Here is an 18,828-nt window from a genome sequence, read left to right on the forward strand (position 1 = left end):
CCCGCACCGGCCCGCGACGAGGCTCCCGGGTCCGGAGGGGGTGGGGGATCGCGTGCTGCGGCGGCGTCGCCGGGCACGCCGGGGCGACGGCGCTCCGGTGGGCAGCGGGTCAGTCCAGGAGCCGTTCCAGGCGTTCGCGGTGCCGGCGGGGAGTGCCGAAGAGGTGGGCGGAGCCGTGGGCCCGCTTGAGGTGCAGGTGGGCCTCGTGCTCCCAGGTGATGCCGAGCGCGCCGTGCAGCTGGACCCCCTCGGCGGCGACGTCCTGGTAGGTCTCGCAGCACAGCGACTTCGCCATCGCCGCCCACTCCGGCCCCCGCTCGTCGCGGACGGCGACCGCCCACGCCGCCGCCTGAGCGAGGGAGCGCGCGGTTTCCACCGCCGCGAGCAGGTCCGCCAGCCGGTGCTTGATCGCCTGGAAGGAGCCGATGGGGCGGCCGAACTGCTCGCGCGCCCCGACGTGACCCACGATCTCGTGGAGCCACCGGTCGGCAGCGCCCACGCACTCCGCGGACAGCAGCACGGCGGCCGCGTCGAGACAGCGCTCCAGCACCGGCCCGGCGGCACCGCTGATCCGCCGCGCCGGGGCCTCGGTGAGCACCAGCCGGGCCAGCGGCCGGGTCGGGTCCAGCGGGGTCTCCGGGCGCATCGACCCGGCCCCCGCCGCCAGCTCGAACAACCCCGGCCCCTCGTCGGCGGCGGCCACGACCAGCACCAGGTCCGCCAGGTGGCCGTCGAGCACGAAGGTCTTCTCCCCGGTCAGCAGCCACTCGGCGCCATCCGGTGCGGCCTCGGTCGCGCAACCGGCCGTGCTCCACCACTGCCGGGCTTCCGCCCAGGCCAGCGCGGGAATCCGCTCCCCGGCGGCGATCCCGGGCAGCGACCCGGCCGGATCACCGGCGGCCAGCAGCGCCTCGGCCGCCAGCGCGGTGCCGATGAACGGGACCGGCACCAGCCTGCGGCCCAGCTCCTCGGCGACCACGCAGCTCTCCAGCAAGCTCGCCCCGCTGCCGCCGAACTCCTCGGGCACGGCGAGCCCGGCCGCGCCGATCTCGCCCGCCAGCCGCCGCCACAGCGCGGCGTCGTGGCCGGAACCGGGCTTCTCCGGCGGTGGGACGCGCGGACCGCCCGCGCGGTCGACCAGGCCGCGCACGGCGGCTCGCAGGTCCTGCTGCTGCTCGGTGAACGCGAAGCGCACGAGGTCCTCCCGGGGTCACGGTCCGATCGGGGCGGTGCGCCCGGCCGCCAGCGCGGCGGCGATCCGGTGCCGGTGGAACCGGTCGTTCCCCCAGGCGGAGTTCAGCGCCGCGGCCTTGAGCAGCCACAGGTGCAGGTCGTGCTCGGCGGTGTAGCCGATCGCGCCGTGCACCTGCAACGCGGTCCGGGCCGCGAGCCGCGCGGCCTCGGCGGACGCGGTCTTCGCCACCGAGACGTCGCGGTCGGCGTGCTCCGCGCCGGAATCCAGCGCCAGGCAGGCACCCCGCACCAGCGGCCGGGCGAACTCCAGCCGCAGCGCGACGTCCGCCAGCGCGTGCTTGACCGCCTGGAACGAGCCGATCGGGCGGCCGAACTGGTGGCGCTCGCGGACGTGGCGCAGCGCGAGGTCCAGCAGCCGCCGCCCGATGCCGAGCAGTTGCGCCGCGCAGCCGAGCACCCCGGCGTCGAAGGCCGCCGCCACCCGCGCGCCCGGGATCGGCGGGCCCGCCGGGGCGACCGCCCGCAACGCGCGGGTCGGATCGAGGGAGCGCTCCGGCTCCCCGGTCGGCCGCGCCACCACCGCGACCCCGTCCGCGCACCGGAAGACCACGTCAGCCGCGGTCGCGTCGAGCGCGAGCGGGACGGGGCCGGGAAACGCCACCGAGGCCACCACCCGGCCCGCCGCCAGTTCCGCGGGCCACGGCTGCCCCGCGTCCGCGAGCAGCGCGGGCACCGCCGCGAGCGACTCCACCACCGGGCCCGGAAGCCCCGCGTAGCCGAGTTCTTCCAGGCACACCGCCAGTTCCACCGCGCCCAGGCCCTGCCCGCCCTGGTGCTCGGGCACCACCACCCCGCACGCGCCCATCCCGGCCAGCCGCGCCCACACCGCGCGCCACGGTTCCGGATCGCCCCGCGCCCAGGCGCGCGCGATCTCGGCTGTTCCGGCCGCGTCCAGCAGGGCCCGCAGGGTCTCGGCCACGTCCTGCTGCTCGGTGGTGCGGGCGAACCTCATCGCGGCTCCCGGGGCAGGCCGAGCAGCCGCTCGGCGATGATGTCGCGCTGGATCTCGTTGGTGCCCGCGTAGATCGGCCCGGCCAGCGAGAACAGGTAGCCCTCCGCCCACGCCCCGCCCCCGGCCGCCCCGGGGGAGTCGGCCGCGAGCTCGCCGCCCGGCCCCAGCAGCTCCAGCGCCGCCTCGTGCAGCCGCACGTCCAGCTCCGACCAGAACACCTTCGTCAGGCTCGCCTCCGGCCCGACGGCCCCGCCGTCGAGCACCCGCGCGACCGTTCCGAAGGTGGCCAGCCGGTAGGCCTGCGCGCTCACCCAGGCGTCCACCACCCGCCCGGCGACGTCCTCCTCCGCGCCGCGCTCCGACCAGGCCCGCACCAGCCGCCCGGCGGCGGCGAGGAAGCGCCCGGGGCTGCGCAGCGAGAGCCCGCGCTCGCTGCTCGCGGTGCTCATGGCCACCCGCCAGCCCGCGCCGGGTTCGCCGAGCACGTCCTCGTCGGGCACGAACACCTCGTCCAGGAAGACCTCCGCGAACGCCGGTTTCCCGTCCAAGCGCGGGATCGGGCGCACCAGCACGCCTTCGGCGTCCAGCGGGAACAGGAAGTAGGTCAACCCGCGGTGACGGCGCGCATCCGGATCGCTGCGGAACAACCCGAACGCACGGTCGGCGAACGCGGCCCGCGAGCTCCACGTCTTCTGCCCGCACAGCCGCCAGCCGCCCGGGACCCGGCGGGCGCGGCTGCGCAGCGCGGCGAGGTCGCTGCCCGCCTCGGGCTCCGACCAGGCCTGCGCCCACACCTCGTGCCCTGAGGCCATCGGCGGGAGGTAGCGCCGCCGCTGCTCGGGCGTGCCGTGCTCGAACATCGTCGGCGCCAGCAGGAAGATGCCGTTCTGCCCGACCCGGCCGGGAGCCCCGGCGGCGTGGTACTCCTCCTCGAACAGCAGCCACCGCACCAGCGAGGCGTCCCGGCCGCCGTACTCGGCGGGCCAGGACACCACCGACAGCCCCGCCGCGTGCAGCTCCCGCTCCCAGTCGCGGTGCGCGGCGAACCCGCGCCCGGTCTCCAGCGAGGGCAGCGGTGCGGCGGGCACGTGGGCGCGCAGCCACGCCCGCACCTCGTCCCGGAACGCCAGGTCCTCGGCGGTGAAGTTCAGGTCCACGGTGCCCTCCCGGTCAGCGCCCGGACTCCTCGGCGGCCCGCTTCATGCCCTTGGCGTCCATCCCGCGCAGCGAGTCCGAGCCGACCTCGGCGTTGTGCGCGTGCGCCAGGTGATGCAGGCCGAACGCGGAGTCGAGGCCGCTGTGCCTGCCCATCAGGTCCTCGGCCTGGTTCACCGCCTTCTTCGCCAGCGCCAGGCCGAACCGGGGCATCTCGGCGACCTGCCCGGCCAGCTCCAGCGCTGCGGCGTCGAGCTCGGCGCGAGGCACCACCCGGTTGACCATCCCGATCTCGCGGGCCCGCCGCGCGTCGAGCCGGTCGCCGGTGAACAGCATCTCCTTGGCCGCGCGAGGACCGAGCACCCACGGGTGCGCGAAGTACTCCACGCCGGGAATCCCCATCCGCACCACCGGATCCGCGAAGAAGGCGTCCTCGGCGGCGACGATGAGATCGCACACCCAGGCCAGCATCAGCCCGCCCGCCACGCACGCTCCCCGCACCCCGGCGATCACCGGTTTCGGCATCTCCCGCCAGCGGCGGCACATGCCCAGGTAGACCTCCTGCTCCCGCGCGAAGCGCGATTCGCCGCCGTCCTTGCCGACGTGGCCCCACCACAACCCGGCGCGGCGCTCGAAGTCCACGTCCGCGTCGCGGCCGGGCGACCCGATGTCGTGCCCGGCGGAGAAGTGGTCCCCGGCCCCGGTGAGCACGATCGCGCCCACGTCGTCGTCGGCGCACGCGCGGTAGAAGGCGTCGTCGAGCGCGTAGGTCATCGCGGAGTTCTGCGCGTTGCGGTACCGGGGCCGGTTCATGGTCACCACGGCGGTCCGCCCGGACCGCTCGTAGCGCACCACCGGTTCCTGTTCGGCCATCATCTGCTCCTCGCGTTCCGGGAACGTGCGCTGCCCGCCGAGATCGAGGCTAACCGAAGCTAGCAAGTGCTTGGTAGGGTTGAGTTCTTCGCCGGGTGGCGGGGAGAGCGGTGATCCGGTGACCGGAGTCCGGTGCGGCGGAGGAGGCTCCCGTGGATCTGTCCGACAGCGCGCGGGAGGCGGCGTTCCGCCGCGAGGTCCGGGAGTGGCTCGGCGATCACCTCACCGGGGACTTCGCCGCGGCCCGGGGGCTCGGCGGCCCCGGCCGCGAGCACGAGGCGTTCGAGCTGCGGCTGGCCTGGGACCGCCGGCTCGCCGAGGGCGGCTGGACCTGCCTCGGGTGGCCCGAGGAGTTCGGCGGCCGCGGCGCGACCCTGGCCGAGCAGGTCGTCTTCCACGAGGAGTACGCCCGCGCCCGCGCTCCCGTGCGCGTCGGCCACGTCGGTGAGGAGCTGCTCGGGCCCACGATCATCGCCTTCGGCACCGAGCGGCAGCGGCGGCGGTTCCTGCCGCCGATCGTCGGGGTCCGCGAGCTCTGGTGCCAGGGCTACTCCGAGCCGGGCGCGGGCTCGGACCTGGCGGGCGTGTCCACCCGGGCGCGCCGGGACGGCCCGGACTGGGTGCTGGACGGCCAGAAGACGTGGACCTCGCTGGCGCACGTGGCCGACTGGTGCTTCGCGCTCGTCCGCACCGATCCCGGCGGCCACCGCCATCGCGGACTGTCCTACCTGCTGGTGCCGATGGACCAGCCGGGCGTCGAGGTGCGGCCGATCGTGCAGCTCACCGGCACCTCCGAGTTCAACGAGGTCTTCTTCGACGGGGCCCGCACCCGGGCCGAGCACGTGGTGGGCGAGGTCGGCGGCGGTTGGCGGGTCGCGATGGGCACCCTCGGCTTCGAACGCGGCGTCGGGACCATCGACCAGCAGGTCGTGTTCCGCCGCGAGCTGGAGCGGATCACCGAGCTCGCCCGCGCCACCGGCGCGCTGGAGGACCCGCTGCTGCGGGACAAGATCACCCGGGCCCGGATCGGGCTGGAGGTGATGCGGCTGCACGCGCTGCGCACGCTCTCCAGTGCCGCCGAGGGGACCGCCGGGCCGGAGGCCTCGATCGCGAAGCTGCACTGGGCGACCTTCCACCGGGGGCTCGGCGAGCTCGCCGTCGAGGTCGCCGGGGCCGGCGGCCTGATCGCGGAGGGCCCGCCCTACGAGCTCGACGAGCGGCAGCGGCTGTTCCTGTTCACCCGCGCGGACACCATCTACGGCGGATCCAACGAGATCCAGCGCACGATCATCGCCGAGCGCGTGCTCGGCCTGCCCGGGGAGGCCCGCCCGTGACCGCACCCGTGGAACCCGCCCCGCACGACCTGCTGCGCGGGCGGACCGTGCTGGTCACCGCCGCGGCGGGAACCGGCATCGGCTTCGCCACCGCCCGCCGCGCGCTGCGCGAGGGCGCCCGGGTCGTGCTCAGCGACGCGCACCCCCGGCGGCTGGCGCGGGCCCGCGACGAGCTCGCCGCCCTGCCCGGTGCGCGGGTGCACGCGGTGCCCTGCGACGTCACCGACGAGGACCAGGTGCGCGCGCTGTTCGCCACCGCCGCGGCCGAGTGCGGCCGGGTCGACGTGGTGGTGAACAACGCCGGGCTCGGCGGGACCGCTGCGGTCCAGGACATGACCGACGAGCAGTGGGGCCGCGTCCTCGACGTCACCCTCACCGGCACCTTCCGCTGCACCCGGGCGGCGGTGCGGCTGTTCCGGGAGCAGGGCAGCGGCGGGGTCGTGGTGAACAACGCCTCGGTGGTCGGCTGGCGCGCCCAGGCGGGCCAGGCGCACTACGCGGCGGCGAAGGCGGGCGTGATGGCGCTGACCCGCTGCGCCGCGCTGGACGCCGCCGAGCTCGGGGTGCGGATCAACGCGGTGGCGCCGAGCCTGGTGACGCACCCGCACCTGGCCAAGGTGACCACGCCCGAGCTGCTGGCGGAGCTGGAGTCCCGCGAGGCGTTCGGCCGCTCCGCCGAACCCTGGGAGGTCGCCAACGTCATCGTGTTCCTCGCCTCCGAGTACTCGACCTACCTGACGGGCGAGATCGTCTCCGTCAGCAGCAGGCACCCGTGACCTGGTCGCCCGGCACCGGTCTTCCTCACGGGGTCGTGAGCGTCCACTCGCGGGCCGGGCGACCGCCGGGGATCCCGTCCGCGGCCCGGGGACGAGCCGGGGCGTGGACGGGCGGCGAGAGGCGAGGTGTCCGTTCTGGGAGGATGGCGGCATGGCAACCACCAAGCGCTCGTCCGGGCGCGCACCGGGCGGGACCGGGGTGTCGCGGCGGTCCGAGCTGCTCGCGATCGCCGCGGACCTGTTCGCGGAGCGCGGCTTCGCGGTCACCACGGTGCGCGAGATCGCCGATGCCGCGGGCATCCTCTCCGGCAGCCTCTACCACCACTTCGACTCCAAGGAGTCCATGGTGGACGAGATCCTGCGCGAGTTCCTGGACTTCCAGCAGCAGGTGCACCGGGAGGTGCTGCGGGAGGGCTCCGATCCGCGCACCGCGATCGCGGAGCTGATCCGCCGCTCCTTCGAGGCGATGGACCGCTACCGCGCGGCGGTCACCATCTACCAGAACGAGGCCAAGCACCTCGCCCACCTGGAACGCTTCAGCTACCTGCGCCGCGCGGCCAACGACTTCGAGCGCACCTGGATGAAGGTGCTGCAACAGGGCCAGGACAGCGGGGTCTTCCGCGCCGACCTCAACATCAAGATCACCTACCGGTTCGTCCGGGACGCGGTGTGGACCACGGTGCACTGGTACAACCCGCGCGGCAGGCTCAACGCCCAGGTCATCGCCGAGGAGCACGTCGCGCTGCTCTGCGACGGCATCATGGCCGAGCGGTGATCGCCCACCCGCCGCTCGCGATGCCGGGCCGACCGGTCGGGGCCTCCCGGGGCCGGGGTCAGGAACGGGGGTTGGCCGCTCCGGGGGCCGAACCGAGGACGCGGGCGGCGTCCTCGACGATTCCGGTGATCAGCTCCGCGCAGCTCGGCAGCCGCTCGATGGCGCCGACCGCCTGCCCGGCTGGCAGCACCCCGGCCTCCGCGTCGCCGCCGACGAGCGCGGCTCTGATCAGCATCGGGGTGTTCGCGGCCAGCAGCACCGCGTCCCAGGGCAGCCGACGGGCCCGGCGCATCGCGAGCCCGTCGGCCACCAGCTCCCGCCAGCTCGCGCCGCTCATCGCCCGGTACGCCGCGGCGCGCCGCACCGCGCCCGGCAACCGCCGCGGCAGGCCGGTGGACTCGGCGCGCTCGGTCAGGGCGCTGCGCAGCATCCGGTGCGGCAGCCCGTCGATCCGCGCGGTCACCACGGCGTCCCGAGCGTCCGCCGCCAAGTAGCGGCGCTTGACCTCCTCGGGCACCGCGCTGTCGCTGGTGAGCAGGAACCGGGTGCCCATCCCGATCCCGGCGGCTCCGAAGCACAGCGCGGCGGCCAACCCGCGCCCGTCGAAGAACCCGCCCGCCGCGATCACCGGGATGTCCACCGCGTCCACGACCTGCGGCAGCAGCACCGTGGTGGCCACGGCCCCGGTGTGCCCGCCGCCCTCGGCGCCCTGCACCAGCACCGCGTCCGCGCCCTGCGCGCGCACCTTCTCGGCGTGCCGGACCGCGCCCACCGAGGGGATGACCACGATCCCCGCGTCCTTGAGCCTGCCGATGAGCCGTTCCCCCGGGGAGAGCGCGAAGGAGGCGACCCGCACGCCCTCCCGGATCAGCAGGTCGACGCGCTGCCCCGCGTCGGGTGCGTCGGCGCGGAGATTCACCCCGAACGGCGCCTCGGTGCGCTCCCGGACCTCGCGGATCGCCGCGGCCAGCTCCTCCAGGCGCATCGTGGCCGCCCCGAGGATCCCCAGACCGCCCGCCTCGGCGGTCGCCGCGACCAGCCGGGGGCCGGCGACCCAGCCCATCCCGGTCTGCACCACGGGGTGCCGCACCCCGGTCAACCGGCACAGGGCGGTCTCCAGCCCGGTCACGACGGCACCTCCCGCTCGCGCAGGCCGTCCGGGTCGAGCTCGGTGCGGATCAGCGCCAGCTCCCGCGCGGTCGGCGTCCGGGTCCGCTCGACCGCGGAGGTGTCCAGTTCGAAGCCGGTCGCCTCCCGCACCTGCCGCACCGACACCCCGGGGTGCGTCGAGCGCAGCCGCATCGCCCCGCCGGGGCCGGCGAAGTCCAGCACGGCCAGATCGGTCACCACCACCCGCACGTCGTGGAACCTCCCGGCGGCGCCGGTGGCCCGGTCGTGGCCGACGCCGCAGACCAGGTCCACCGACTCGACGAAGACCCGCTTCCCGTGCCGGGGGACCCAGTAGTTCGTGACGTGGTTGACCGAGTTGCCCGGCGCTCCGCGCACCCCGATCAGCTGCACCCGCGGCCGGTCCCACGGGCCGATCCGGGAGATGTTCTGGTTGCCGTACCGGTCGACCTGGGTGGCGCCCATCATCACCCGGCGCCGCCCGCCCGCGAGCAGGTCGAGCACGTTTCGGTAGGGCATCCAGCCCTCGACGACCGGATCGCCCGCGCGGCCCAGCGGCGGCGGATCGGCCAGCAGCAGCGCCTCGCCGTCGGTGAGCAGCAGGTCCGGAGCGGTGGTGCGCTTGGCCAGCCGGGCCCCGAGCGCCGGGATGACCCCGAACGGCGAGGCCAGCACCTCCCCGGCGTCGCTCCAGCTGTCGGCGCAGGCCGCGGCGCAGACCTCCGCGCGGCTCGCAACAGTCATGATCCGCTCACCTCCCGCGCCGCGTCCACCGCGGCCTGGTAGGACCGCTCGTCGCCGTCGAGGAACCGCGCGCGGAACTCCCGCCAGCTCGCCGCGTCGGCCGCGCTGGCCGCGTAGCGCCGCTGGAACGCCTCGTCCCGCTCGTAGTCCGGGGCGCAGGCGGTGAAGTGCGCGCCGCGCGGGGTCTCGGCCACCGCGTCGGTGTGCGCGCGGTTCAGCAGCAGCGACTGCACCGGCCCGGCCCGCAGCAGTTCGCCGGTGGGCACCACGCGCTCGCAGCTGACGTAGGCGCGGTCGGCCGCCGCGCACAGCAGGTCGTCGAAGTAGGGGTCCGGCCCCAGGTACTGCGCGTTGCCGTGCCGGTCCGCGCGGTTGAGGTGCACCAGGGCGGCGTCCAGCCGCAGGGCCGGCATCGCGATCAGCTCCTCGCCGTCCGGGTAGGGCGAGCGCACCGTGCGCAACTCCGGGTTCAGCGCGGGCACGTCGGAACCGAGCCCGGCCCTGGTCGGGTGGAACGGCACCCGCGCGGCCGCCGCGCGCAGCCCGGCCAGCACCATGCCCTCGTCGTACTCGGAGACCGCGGGCCCGCCGCGCTGGCGCGCCGCGCGGAAGTGCGGGTCCAGCGGGATGGAGTCCAGCGACACGAAGCCGTGCACCACCCGCCGGAGCTTGCCCGCCGCCGCCAGCAGCCCCACGTCCGGTCCCCCGTAGGAGACCACGGTCAGGTCGGTGAGGTCGGAGCGCAGGATCGCGCGCACCAGCGCCATCGGCTTGCGCCGGGAGCCCCAGCCGCCGATGCCGATGGTCATCCCGTCCGCCAACCGCGCCACGACGTCGTCCGGGGTCACCAGTTTGTCCAGCACCGCACGCCCCTCTCAGCCCTGCTCGCGCCCGAACCGGCCGCGCGCCCGGGCGGCCGCCCCGCTGAGGTTGAGCTCGAAGGTGAAGCCCTGCTCGAACCGGTAGCTGCGGTGCACGTCGACCGGGTCGATGCCGTTGAGCGATTCCTTCGCCTTGCGCACCACCAGCGGGTCCTTGGCCGCGATCTCCGCCGCCAGCTCCATCGCAGCCGTGCCCAGCCGCTCGGGAGCGACGACCTCCCAGACCGAGCCGAAGCGCTCCAAGTCCCGCGCGGTCGCGGTCCGCCCGGTGTAGAACATGGCCCGCGCGCAGTGCTGCGGCACCAGCCGCAGCAGGTGGGTGGCGGCGCCGAGCGCGCCCCGGTCCACCTCGGGCAGCCCGAAGGTGGCGTCCTCGGAGGCGAGCAGGACGTCGGCGTTGCCGACCAGCCCGATGCCGCCGCCGAGGCAGAACCCGTGCACGGCGGCGATCACCGGCACCGGGCAGTCGTAGACGCTGCGGAACGCCTCGTAGCAGCCGCGGTTGACTTCCAGCAGCTTCTGGTGGCCGGGGTCGGCGGCGAGTTCCTTGATGTCGACCCCGGCGTTGAAGCCGCGCCCCTCCGCCCGCAGCACGAGCACCCGGGTGGCCTCGTCGGCACCGGCGCGGCGGATCGCGCTCGCGAGGTCCAGCCAACCCCGCGCGGGAAGCGCGTTCACCGGTGGGTGGTCCACGGTCAGCACCGCGATTCCGCCGTCGTGGCAACGAATTCGGATCGTCATGGCATCACCAAACCTAGCACTTGTTAGGTTTGGTTGGTACGGTAGCAACCGCGGTGAAGTCCCCGCCAGGGGCGGAGATTCCCGGTCCGGCCGGGCTGAGCGTTCGGAGGCCGCCGTGGGAGTGGAGATCGACCTGTCCGGCCGGGTGGCGCTGGTGACCGGGGGCACCCGGGGCATCGGCGCGGGGATCGCGGGCGTGCTGCTGCGCGCGGGCGCCGAGGTGTGGGTCTGCTCCCGGACCCCGCCGGAGCGGTTGCCGGAGGGCGGTGGCAGGCGGGCGGAGTTCCGGACCGCCGACGTGCGCGATCCGGAGCAGGTGGACCGGCTGATCGGCGAGGTGGCCGAGCGCTGGGGCGGTCTGGACCTGGTGGTGAACAACGCGGGCGGCGCGCCGCCGGCGGACACCACCACCGCTTCGCCCCGGTTCCACGCCAAGATCGTCGAGCTGAACCTGCTGGCGCCGCTGCTGGTCTGCCAGCGGGCGTGGCCGGGGCTGCGGCGGCGCGGCGGCTCGGTGATCATGATCAGCAGCGCCGCCGCGCACCGCCCCGCACCCACCGCCGCCGCCTACGCGGCGGCCAAGGCGGGGCTGGAGAGCCTGACCCGCACCCTCGCCCTGGAGTTCGCCCCGGAGGTGCGGGTGAACGCGATCGCGGTCGGCCTCGCCCGCACCGACGGCGTCGCCGCGCGGTTCGGCGCCGCGGCTGCCGACAGCGGTTTCGCTCGCGGAATCCCGCTGGGCCGCCCGGCCGAGGCGGAGGACGTCGGGCACGCCTGCGCGTTCCTGGCCTCGCCGCTGGCGGAGTACCTGACCGGGGACGTGCTCGCCGTCCACGGTGGCGGCGAACCGCACCCGCACCTGACCCGGCTGGCCGCGGAGTCCCGCGCGCGGCCCTGACGAGGAGGAGGCGGCAGTGGCCGGAATCTGCGAGGGCAGGGTGGTCGTCGTGACCGGCGCCGCCCGCGGCCTGGGACGCGCGCACGCGCTGGAGTTCGCCCGGCAGGGCGCGAAGGTGGTGGTCAACGATCTCGGCACCGCCGCGGACGGCGGCGGCGGGGGAGACGCCGGGCCCGCCGCCGCGGTGGTGGAGGAGATCCGCGCGCTGGGCGGCGAGGCGATCGCCGACGGCTCCGACGTGGCCGACTGGGCGCAAGCGCGGCGCCTGGTGGACGCGGCCGCGGCGACGTTCGGGCGGCTGGACGTGCTCGTGAACAACGCCGGTTTCGCGCGGGACCGGATGCTGGCGAACCTCTCCGAGCGGGAGTGGGACGACGTGGTGCGGGTGCACCTCAAGGGTCACGCCGCGACCACCCGGCACGCGGCCGCGCACTGGCGCGAGCGGGCGAAGGCGGGGGAGCGGGTGGACGCCCGGCTGATCGGCACCTGTTCCGGCGCGGGCCTGCTGGGCAGCGTCGGGCAGAGCAACTACGCCGCCGCGAAGGCGGGGATCGCCGCGCTGACCGTGAACGCCGCCGCCGAGCTCGCCCGCTACGGGGTCACCGCGAACGCGATCGCCCCGGCCGCGCGCACCCGGATGACCGAGGACGTCTTCGCCGCCGACATGGCCCGCCCGGACGGCGGTTTCGACGCGATGGCTCCGGAGAACGTCGCGCCGCTGGTGGTCTGGCTGGGCAGCCCGGAGTCCGCCGGGGTCACCGGCCGGGTCTTCGAGGTCGCGGGTGGTGCGATCCGCGTGATGACCGCCTGGCGGCACGGCGCGGGCGACGACGCCGGGCGCCGCCGCGATCCCGCCGAGCTCGGCCCCGTGGTCCGGGCGCTGCTCGATCGCGAGCCCGACCCCGAACCCGTGTACGGCACGTGACCAGCGGGAAGTGAGGGAGCATGAGCGAGGCGTACGTCGTGGACGCGCTGCGCACCCCGGTGGGAAGGCGCGGCGGCGGTCTCAGCGGCATCCACCCGGCCGACCTGTCCGCGCACGTGCTGCGGGCGCTGGTCGAGCGCACCGGACTGGACCCCGGCGCGGTCGACGACGTGATCTGGGGCTGCGTGGACGCGGTGGGCGCGCAGGCGGGCAACATCGCGCGCACCGGCTGGCTCGCGGCGGGCTACCCGGAGCACGTGCCGGGGGTGACCGTGGACCGGCAGTGCGGGTCCTCGCAGCAGGCGGTGCACTTCGCCGCGCAGGCGGTGCTCAGCGGCACCGCCGAGCTGGTGATCGCGGGCGGGGTGGCCAACATGAGCGCCATCCCGATCGGCAGCGCGCTGCGCGCGGCCGACGGGCTGGCCTTCCCCGTCGCCTACGGTCCGGGCTCCGGCTCGGCGGGCTGGCAGCGCCGCTACGGCGACGCGGAGATCACCCAGTTCCGGGGCGCGGAGCTCATCGCGCGGGAGCGGGGTCTGTCCCGGGAGGCGCTGGAGGAGTTCGCGCTCACCAGCCACCGGCGCGCGATCGCCGCGATCGACGGGGGCCGCTTCGACGCCGAGGTGGTGCCGGTCGCCGGGATCGAGCGGGACGAGGGGCCGCGGCGGGACACCAGCCGGGAGAAGCTGGCCGGGCTGCGCGCCCTGCGGCCCGGCGGCGTGCTCACCGCCGGGGTGTCCAGCCAGCTCTCCGACGGCGCCTCGGCGCTGCTGGTGGCCTCCGAGCGGGCGGTCTCCGAGCACGGCTGGAGGCCCCGGGCGCGGATCCACCACCTCGGCGTGCGCGGCGACGATCCGGTGCGGATGCTCTCCGCCCCCATCGCGGCCACCCGGCACGCGCTGGAGCGGACCGGGCTGAGCCCGGCGGACCTGGACGTGGTGGAGATCAACGAGGCGTTCGCGAGCGTGGTCCTGGCCTGGCTCCAGGAGATCGACGTCGACCCGGACAGGGTGAACCCCAACGGCGGCGCGATCGCGCTGGGGCACCCGCTCGGCGCGACCGGGACGAAGCTGATGGCGACGCTGCTGGGCGAGCTGGAGCGCACCGGTGGGCGCTACGGGTTGCAGACCATGTGCGAGGGTGGCGGCACCGCCAACGTGACGATCGTCGAGCGGCTCGGGAGCTAGCCGTCGCGGCGGTTCGCCACGCCCGGCCGCGCACCGGGGCGAGGTGCCGGTCTCCGTGCGGGCGCCCCGGCGCCGGGTTCCGGACGCGGCCCAGGTCAACCGGCCTCCGGGGCCCGGCCGCCGCGTTCGAGCGCGGGACGGTGGCCGGGGTTGGCAGGTGTGTTCTAGAACGCACGTCACCCTCTGAGGACATTTCACGTTTACCTTGCCAGGAGCAGGGTGTGCGATCCGGGAGGTTCGGTTGGTGGACGTGGACGTGGCCGCGCGGCACGAGTGGATCCGTCCGGGCGCGTTCGAAGTCGCGCCCGGGGTGCACCGGATCCCGCTGCCGATGCCCGGCGACGGCCTGCGCGCGGTGAACGTGTACGCCGTCGACGACGGGGACGGGCTGGTGCTCGTCGACGCCGGCTGGGCCAGGCCGGAGGCCAGGGAGGCGCTCGAAGCGGCGCTCGGCGACCTGGGCCGCGGGCTCGGCGACGTGCGCCGCTTCCTCGTGACCCACCTGCACCAGGACCACTACACCCTGGCCGTGCGGCTGCGCGCCGAGTTCGGCACCCCGATCGCGCTCGGCGAGGGCGAGCGCCCCTCGCTGGAGGCGCTGCTGTCCGGTACCCACGACCGGCAGCTGGGCAAGCTGGAGCGCGGCGGGGCGGCGGAGCTCGCCGCGATGGTGCGCTCGGCCGTGGCGGCCGACGGGGGGAAGCCGGAGCCGAACTACGAGGCGCCCGACGAGTGGCTGGCCGACGGCGACGAGATCGACCTCGGGACGCGCACCCTGCGAGTGGTGAGCACTCCCGGGCACACCCGGGGCCACGTGGTGTTCGCGGACGCCGCGCACTCGCTGCTGTTCGCCGGGGACCACGTGCTGCCGCACATCACGCCCTCCATCGGGCTGGAGGCCGCGCGCACCCCGCTGCCGCTCGGCGACTACCTGGACTCGCTGCGCCGGGTGCGGGAGCTGCCGGACCTGCGGCTGCTGCCCGCGCACGGCCCCGCGACCCCGAGCGCGCACGCGCGGGTCGAGGAACTGCTGGAGCATCACGAGCAGCGGCTGGACCGCACCGCCGAGGCGCTGGAGCCCGGTGTGGAGACGGCCTTCGAGGTGGCGGGCAGGCTCGGCTGGACCCGCCGGGAGCGGAACTTCGCGGACCTGGACGTGTTCAACCAGGTGCTCGCCGTGGGGGAGACCGCGGCGCACCTCAACGTCCTGGTCGCCCGCGATCGGGCCAGCCGCTCCGCGGTGGACGGCGTCGACCGGTACCGGTCGATCTGATGGGCCGGCCACCCCGCTTCCCGGAGCGGCCGGCCCCGCGCTCAGCGCAGCAGCAGCCGCACCGTGAGCTCCAGCCGGTTGGCCACGTCGGTGGCCGAGGCGCGGCGGGTCACCCAGGCGACCAGGTTGGACAGCCACACGTCCGCGATCACGCGGGCGATCGCGCGCTGCTCCTCGGTGGGCTCGGCGTCGCCGACCACCATGGCTCCGCTGAACAGGCGCTCGGTCAGCGCGCCGACGACGTCCACCTCGGCGGCCGCCGAGGTGTCGGCGAACATGAACGCGCGCGTCATCGCCTCGGTCAGCTGCGGGTGGCGCTGCATCGTGCGGGTGGTGCGCGAGAGCACGTGCAGCACCCGGTCGTAGGGCGTCTCGCCCGGGATCTTGGTGCGATCCATCCGCTCCAGCGAGCGTTCGAACTCGCGGGCCAGGCCCGTCACCAGCAGGTGAATCTTGGACGGGAAGTAGCGGTAGAGCGTCCCCAGCGCCACGTCGGCGCGCTCGGCGACCGCGCGCATCTGCACGGCCTCGTACCCGCCCTTGCCGGCCAGCGCGATGGTGGCGTCGATGATGCGCTTGCGGCGCGCGTTCTGCGCCGCCGAGCCGCCCTGGTCGTCGGCCAGCAGGCCGCCGGCGTTCCCGGTGGAGCCGCGTCGCGGCATCGCGTTCATGAGGTCGGTCCTCTCCACGTCCGTCGATCGCGCGGGAGTGCCCGCGCGGGCACCGCTCCCCTCGGCGGGTCTGCGCTGACCCCATGCCTTAATGAGAACATGTTCCAGTCTACCCGTTGCGCTCGGCGGCGGCCCTGCGAGGTGAAATCGTGCGAGTAGCGCTGCTGTCGTACCGGAGCAAGCCGCACTGCGGCGGTCAGGGCGTCTACGTCCGGAACCTGAGCCGCGAGCTGGTCGCCCGAGGGCACCGCGTGGAGGTCTTCTCCGGACCGCCCTACCCGGACCTCGACCCCGGCGTCGAGCTCACGGAGGTGCCCAGCCTGGACCTCTACCGGGACGAGGACCCGTTCCGCACCCCGCACTGGCGGGAGTACCGGGACCTCACCGACGTGCTGGAGGTCGCGGGCATGTGGTCGGCGGGCTTCCCGGAACCGCTCACCTTCAGCCTGCGCGCGGCGAAGCTGCTGCGCGCCCGCGCCGCCGACTTCGACGTCGTGCACGACAACCAGTGCCTCGGTTACGGGCTGCTCGGCATCCGGCGGTCCGGGTTGCCGCTGGTGGCGACCGTGCACCACCCGATCACCCACGACCGCCGCCTGGAGCTGGCCGCCGCGACCGGCTGGCGGCGCCTCGGCGTGCGCCGCTGGTACGGCTTCCTGACGATGCAGGGTCGCGTCGCGCGCCGGATCCCGCGGCTGCTCACCGTCTCGGAGTCCTCGGCGCGCGACATCGTGCAGGACTTCGACGTGGCCGCCGACCGGCTGCGGGTGGTTCCGCTCGGGGTGGACCACGAGGTGTTCCGGCCCGTCGAGTCCCCCCGGGTTCCGGGGCGGATCGTGGCGATGGCCAGCGCCGACACCCCGCTCAAGGGCGTCGGCACCCTGCTGGAGGCGGTGGCGAAGCTGCGCACCGAGCGCGAGGTCGAGCTGGTGCTGGTCGCCGCTCCCACCCCCGGCGGTCCCACCGAGCGGCTGATCGACGAGCTGGGCATCGCGGGCGCGGTCCGCACCGTCAGCGGGATCAGCGACGAGGAGCTGGCCGGGCTGGTGGCCTCGGCCGAGATCGCCTGCGTGCCCTCGCTCTACGAGGGGTTCTCGCTGCCCACCGTCGAGGCGATGTCCTGCGGAACCCCGCTGGTGGCCAGCCGGGCGGGCGCGATCCCCGAGGTCGCGGGCCCCGACGGGGAGTGCGCGGACCTGGTCCCGCCCGGCGACGCCGAGGCGCTGGCCGGGGCGCTCGGCGCGCTGCTCGACGACCCCGGGCGCGGGCGGCGGATGGGCGAGAACGGCAGGCGTCGCGTGTTGGAGAAGTACAGCTGGGCGTCGGTGGCCGCGGCCACGGCCGAGTGCTATGCCGAAGCGGAGGCGGAAATGGCGGGGAAGCAGTGCTGACGGTGAACTTCGACCTGCTCGGCGTGCGAGCGGGGCAGCGCGTCCTGGACCTCGGGTGCGGTGCCGGCAGGCACTCCTTCGAGTACCTGCGGCGCGGTGCGGACGTGGTGGCCTTCGACCAGGACGCCGAGGCGCTGGCCGAGGTCGAGACGATGTTCGGCGCGATGGCCGCGGCCGGGGAGGTTCCCGAGGGCGGCCGGGCGCGCACCGTGAGCGGGGACGCGCTGGGCCTGCCGTTCCCGGACGACCACTTCGACCAGGTGATCGCCTCGGAGATCATGGAGCACATCCCCGAGGACGAGAAGGCGATGCGCGAGCTCGTGCGCGTGGTGCGGCCCGGCGGCCGGGTCGTGGTCACCGTCCCGCGCGCGTGGCCGGAGCGGATCTGCTGGGCGCTGTCCGACGAGTACCACCAGGTCGAGGGCGGCCACGTGCGGATCTACGGGCGCGAGCAGCTCATCGGACGGCTGCGCGCCGCGGGGTTGCGCGAGGTGCACCACCACCACGCCCACGCGCTGCACTCGCCGTACTGGTGGCTCAAGTGCGCGGTCGGCGTGGACGACGCCGAGCACCCGCTGCCGAAGCTGTACCACAAGCTGCTGGTGTGGGACCTGATGAAGCGGCCGTGGCTGACCCGCACCGCCGAGGAGCTGCTGGACCCGGTGTTGGGCAAGAGCCTCGCGGTCTACCTCTACAAGCCGGTGGCCGCCGGTGCCTGAGCTGCCCGAGGTCGACGGGGTGCTCTCGCGGGCCGCCGTCCTGGAGACCGCCCGGTCGATCGCGGCCGAGCAGGAGGCTTCCGGGGCGGTGCCCTGGTTCGCCGGTGGTCACGTGGACCCGTGGGACCACGTCGAGTCGGCGATGGCGCTGTCGGCGGCCGGGCTGCTGCCCGCGGCCGAGCGCGCCTACGAGTGGCTGCGCCGCGGCCAGCGCGCCGACGGCTCCTGGCCGATGCAGTTCCGGGACGGGGTGGTGGAGGACGCCGGTGCGGACACGAACTTCTGCGCCTACCCGGCCGTCGGCGTCTGGCACCACTACCTGATCACCGGGGACGCCGGTTTCGCCGAGCGGATGTGGCCGGTGGTGCGGCGCGCCGTGGACTTCGTGCTCGGTCTGCAGCGCCCCCGCGGCGAGGTCGTCTGGGCCCGGGGCGCCGGTGGTGAGGCCGCGGAGGAGGCGCTGCTGGCGGGCAGTTCCAGCATCCACCACAGCCTCGTGTGCGCCCTGGAACTGGCCGAGCACCTCGGCGTCGCGCAACCGGACTGGGAGGTCGCGCTCGGGCGGCTCGCGCACGCGCTGCGCCACCACCCGGAGGCCTTCGCGGAGAAGGACCGCTACGCGATGGATTGGTACTACCCGGTGCTCGGCGGGCCGTTGCGGGACGAGGCGGGCCGGGAGCGGATCCTGCGGCGCTGGGCGGACTTCTTCGTCGACGGCCTCGGGTCGCGCTGCGTGGACGACCACCCGTGGGTGACCGGCGCGGAGACCTGCGAACTGGCGTTGAGCCTGGACCTGCTCGGTCTGCGCGACCGGGCGGAGGAGGCGCTGGCCTCGATCCAGCACTTGCGCGAGGAGGACGGGTCCTACTGGACCGGCCTGGTCTACACCGACGGCAAGCGGTGGCCGGTGGAGCGCACCACCTGGACGGGGGCGGCGGTGGTGCTCGCGGCCGACTCGCTGTCGGGGGCCACTCCCGGCAGCGGGATCTTCCGGGTCGCCCGCCCGTCCTCGGGTCTCGCGGTCGACCACACCTGCGGCTGCTCGCCCTCCCTGACGGGGCCCGCTCGGGACTGAGCGCCGCCGCTCGTCGCCGTCCCGGCGCCGGGCGTCGCCGGGGAGCCGGGATCACCGCTGCCGGGACGGCGCGAGG

The 18,828-nt window shown here is 75.2% G+C and carries 19 protein-coding genes; 10 read left to right on the forward strand and 9 right to left on the reverse strand.

All coding sequences use genetic code 11. The features are described 5' to 3' along the window. Positions 1 to 109: 109 nt before the first annotated feature. From ACL03H_RS18445 to ACL03H_RS18460, 4 genes are read right to left on the reverse strand one after another with little or no spacing between them, the layout of a single operon-like run. Positions 110 to 1,195: an acyl-CoA dehydrogenase family protein gene (locus ACL03H_RS18445; RefSeq protein WP_412812508.1), complete on the reverse strand. Its 1,086-nt coding sequence runs from the start codon at positions 1,193 to 1,195 to the stop codon at positions 110 to 112. Between the two features lie 15 nt (positions 1,196 to 1,210). Continuing rightward, positions 1,211 to 2,206 carry an acyl-CoA dehydrogenase family protein gene (locus tag ACL03H_RS18450; RefSeq protein ID WP_412812509.1) on the reverse strand — a complete coding sequence of 332 codons (996 nt, stop codon included), beginning with the start codon at positions 2,204 to 2,206 and terminating at the stop codon, positions 1,211 to 1,213. Beyond that, positions 2,203 to 3,363 carry an acyl-CoA dehydrogenase family protein gene (locus ACL03H_RS18455; protein ID WP_412812510.1) on the reverse strand — a complete coding sequence of 387 codons (1,161 nt, stop codon included), beginning with the start codon at positions 3,361 to 3,363 and terminating at the stop codon, positions 2,203 to 2,205. Before ACL03H_RS18455 ends, ACL03H_RS18450 begins: the two co-directional genes overlap by 4 nt. Before the next feature lie 13 nt (positions 3,364 to 3,376). After that, entirely contained in the window at positions 3,377 to 4,234 is an 858-nt protein-coding gene (locus ACL03H_RS18460) for an enoyl-CoA hydratase (RefSeq protein ID WP_412812511.1), read from the reverse strand. A gap of 152 nt (positions 4,235 to 4,386) precedes the next feature. Between ACL03H_RS18460 and ACL03H_RS18465 the strand changes: the two genes are divergently transcribed. From ACL03H_RS18465 to ACL03H_RS18475, 3 genes are all read left to right on the forward strand, one after another. Continuing rightward, a complete protein-coding gene (locus ACL03H_RS18465; protein WP_412812512.1) occupies positions 4,387 to 5,568 on the forward strand; it encodes an acyl-CoA dehydrogenase family protein in 1,182 nt (393 codons plus the stop codon). Next, complete coding sequence (locus ACL03H_RS18470; protein WP_412812513.1) at positions 5,565 to 6,344, forward strand: SDR family oxidoreductase; 780 nt, start codon at positions 5,565 to 5,567, stop codon at positions 6,342 to 6,344. The genes ACL03H_RS18465 and ACL03H_RS18470 overlap by 4 nt, the downstream gene beginning before the upstream one ends. Positions 6,345 to 6,495: 151 nt before the next feature. Continuing rightward, positions 6,496 to 7,119 (forward strand): TetR/AcrR family transcriptional regulator, encoded by a 624-nt coding sequence (locus tag ACL03H_RS18475; RefSeq protein ID WP_412812514.1) that lies wholly within the window; start codon positions 6,496 to 6,498, stop codon positions 7,117 to 7,119. A 58-nt stretch (positions 7,120 to 7,177) separates the two neighbouring features. Here the strand turns inward: ACL03H_RS18475 and ACL03H_RS18480 are convergent, their stop codons facing one another. Genes ACL03H_RS18480 through ACL03H_RS18495 form a run of 4 tightly spaced genes read right to left on the reverse strand, consistent with a single transcriptional unit; the run spans position 7,178 to position 10,613 of the window. After that, a complete protein-coding gene (locus tag ACL03H_RS18480) occupies positions 7,178 to 8,239 on the reverse strand; it encodes an NAD(P)H-dependent flavin oxidoreductase (protein ID WP_412812542.1) in 1,062 nt (353 codons plus the stop codon). 5 nt (positions 8,240 to 8,244) lie between these two features. Continuing rightward, positions 8,245 to 8,991 carry a CoA-transferase subunit beta gene (locus tag ACL03H_RS18485; RefSeq protein ID WP_412812515.1) on the reverse strand — a complete coding sequence of 249 codons (747 nt, stop codon included), beginning with the start codon at positions 8,989 to 8,991 and terminating at the stop codon, positions 8,245 to 8,247. After that, positions 8,988 to 9,854: a CoA transferase subunit A gene (locus tag ACL03H_RS18490; RefSeq protein WP_412812516.1), complete on the reverse strand. Its 867-nt coding sequence runs from the start codon at positions 9,852 to 9,854 to the stop codon at positions 8,988 to 8,990. Before ACL03H_RS18490 ends, ACL03H_RS18485 begins: the two co-directional genes overlap by 4 nt. Before the next feature lie 12 nt (positions 9,855 to 9,866). Continuing rightward, on the reverse strand, positions 9,867 to 10,613 hold the full coding sequence (locus ACL03H_RS18495; protein WP_412812517.1) for an enoyl-CoA hydratase family protein: 747 nt from the start codon (positions 10,611 to 10,613) through the stop codon (positions 9,867 to 9,869). A 115-nt stretch (positions 10,614 to 10,728) separates the two neighbouring features. Here ACL03H_RS18495 and ACL03H_RS18500 point away from each other — a divergent pair, with 115 nt between their 5' ends. From ACL03H_RS18500 to ACL03H_RS18515, 4 genes are all read left to right on the forward strand, one after another. Further along, complete coding sequence (locus tag ACL03H_RS18500) at positions 10,729 to 11,511, forward strand: SDR family oxidoreductase (protein ID WP_412812518.1); 783 nt, start codon at positions 10,729 to 10,731, stop codon at positions 11,509 to 11,511. 16 nt (positions 11,512 to 11,527) lie between these two features. Further along, the gene (locus ACL03H_RS18505) at positions 11,528 to 12,436 is read left to right on the forward strand and encodes an SDR family oxidoreductase (protein ID WP_412812519.1); all 909 of its coding nucleotides are present in this window, start codon (positions 11,528 to 11,530) and stop codon (positions 12,434 to 12,436) included. Between the two features lie 20 nt (positions 12,437 to 12,456). Continuing rightward, positions 12,457 to 13,623 (forward strand): acetyl-CoA C-acetyltransferase, encoded by a 1,167-nt coding sequence (locus ACL03H_RS18510; protein WP_412812520.1) that lies wholly within the window; start codon positions 12,457 to 12,459, stop codon positions 13,621 to 13,623. A gap of 244 nt (positions 13,624 to 13,867) precedes the next feature. Beyond that, a complete protein-coding gene (locus tag ACL03H_RS18515) occupies positions 13,868 to 14,896 on the forward strand; it encodes an MBL fold metallo-hydrolase (RefSeq protein WP_412812521.1) in 1,029 nt (342 codons plus the stop codon). A 41-nt stretch (positions 14,897 to 14,937) separates the two neighbouring features. Here ACL03H_RS18515 and kstR read toward each other — a convergent pair whose 3' ends face one another. Beyond that, complete coding sequence (kstR, locus tag ACL03H_RS18520) at positions 14,938 to 15,558, reverse strand: cholesterol catabolism transcriptional regulator KstR (protein ID WP_412812543.1); 621 nt, start codon at positions 15,556 to 15,558, stop codon at positions 14,938 to 14,940. A 158-nt stretch (positions 15,559 to 15,716) separates the two neighbouring features. On the opposite strand from kstR, the gene ACL03H_RS18525 reads away from it, so the two are divergent. The 3 genes from ACL03H_RS18525 to ACL03H_RS18535 are packed head-to-tail and all read left to right on the forward strand — an operon-like array spanning position 15,717 to position 18,752. Next, positions 15,717 to 16,958, forward strand: a complete 1,242-nt coding sequence (locus tag ACL03H_RS18525; protein ID WP_412812522.1) for a glycosyltransferase family 4 protein — start codon at positions 15,717 to 15,719, stop codon at positions 16,956 to 16,958. Between the two features lie 2 nt (positions 16,959 to 16,960). Next, positions 16,961 to 17,677, forward strand: coding sequence for a class I SAM-dependent methyltransferase (locus tag ACL03H_RS18530; protein WP_412812523.1), 717 nt, complete (start codon positions 16,961 to 16,963; stop codon positions 17,675 to 17,677). Next, complete coding sequence (locus ACL03H_RS18535; RefSeq protein ID WP_412812524.1) at positions 17,670 to 18,752, forward strand: prenyltransferase; 1,083 nt, start codon at positions 17,670 to 17,672, stop codon at positions 18,750 to 18,752. The genes ACL03H_RS18530 and ACL03H_RS18535 overlap by 8 nt, the downstream gene beginning before the upstream one ends. Positions 18,753 to 18,828: the final 76 nt, after the last annotated feature.

Source organism: Saccharopolyspora antibiotica (assembly GCF_047200635.1).
Classification (GTDB): Bacteria; Actinomycetota; Actinomycetes; order Mycobacteriales; family Pseudonocardiaceae; genus Saccharopolyspora_C.

Coding starts and splice junctions, on each gene's coding strand:
- ACL03H_RS18450 (WP_412812509.1), bottom strand. CDS start 2,206: ATGAGGTTCGCCCGCACCACCGAGCAGCAGGACGTGGCCGAGACCCTG.
- ACL03H_RS18460 (WP_412812511.1), bottom strand. CDS start 4,234: ATGGCCGAACAGGAACCGGTGGTGCGCTACGAGCGGTCCGGGCGGACC.
- ACL03H_RS18475 (WP_412812514.1), top strand. CDS start 6,496: ATGGCAACCACCAAGCGCTCGTCCGGGCGCGCACCGGGCGGGACCGGG.
- ACL03H_RS18485 (WP_412812515.1), bottom strand. CDS start 8,991: ATGACTGTTGCGAGCCGCGCGGAGGTCTGCGCCGCGGCCTGCGCCGAC.
- ACL03H_RS18495 (WP_412812517.1), bottom strand. CDS start 10,613: ATGACGATCCGAATTCGTTGCCACGACGGCGGAATCGCGGTGCTGACC.
- ACL03H_RS18510 (WP_412812520.1), top strand. CDS start 12,457: ATGAGCGAGGCGTACGTCGTGGACGCGCTGCGCACCCCGGTGGGAAGG.
- kstR (WP_412812543.1), bottom strand. CDS start 15,558: ATGCCGCGACGCGGCTCCACCGGGAACGCCGGCGGCCTGCTGGCCGAC.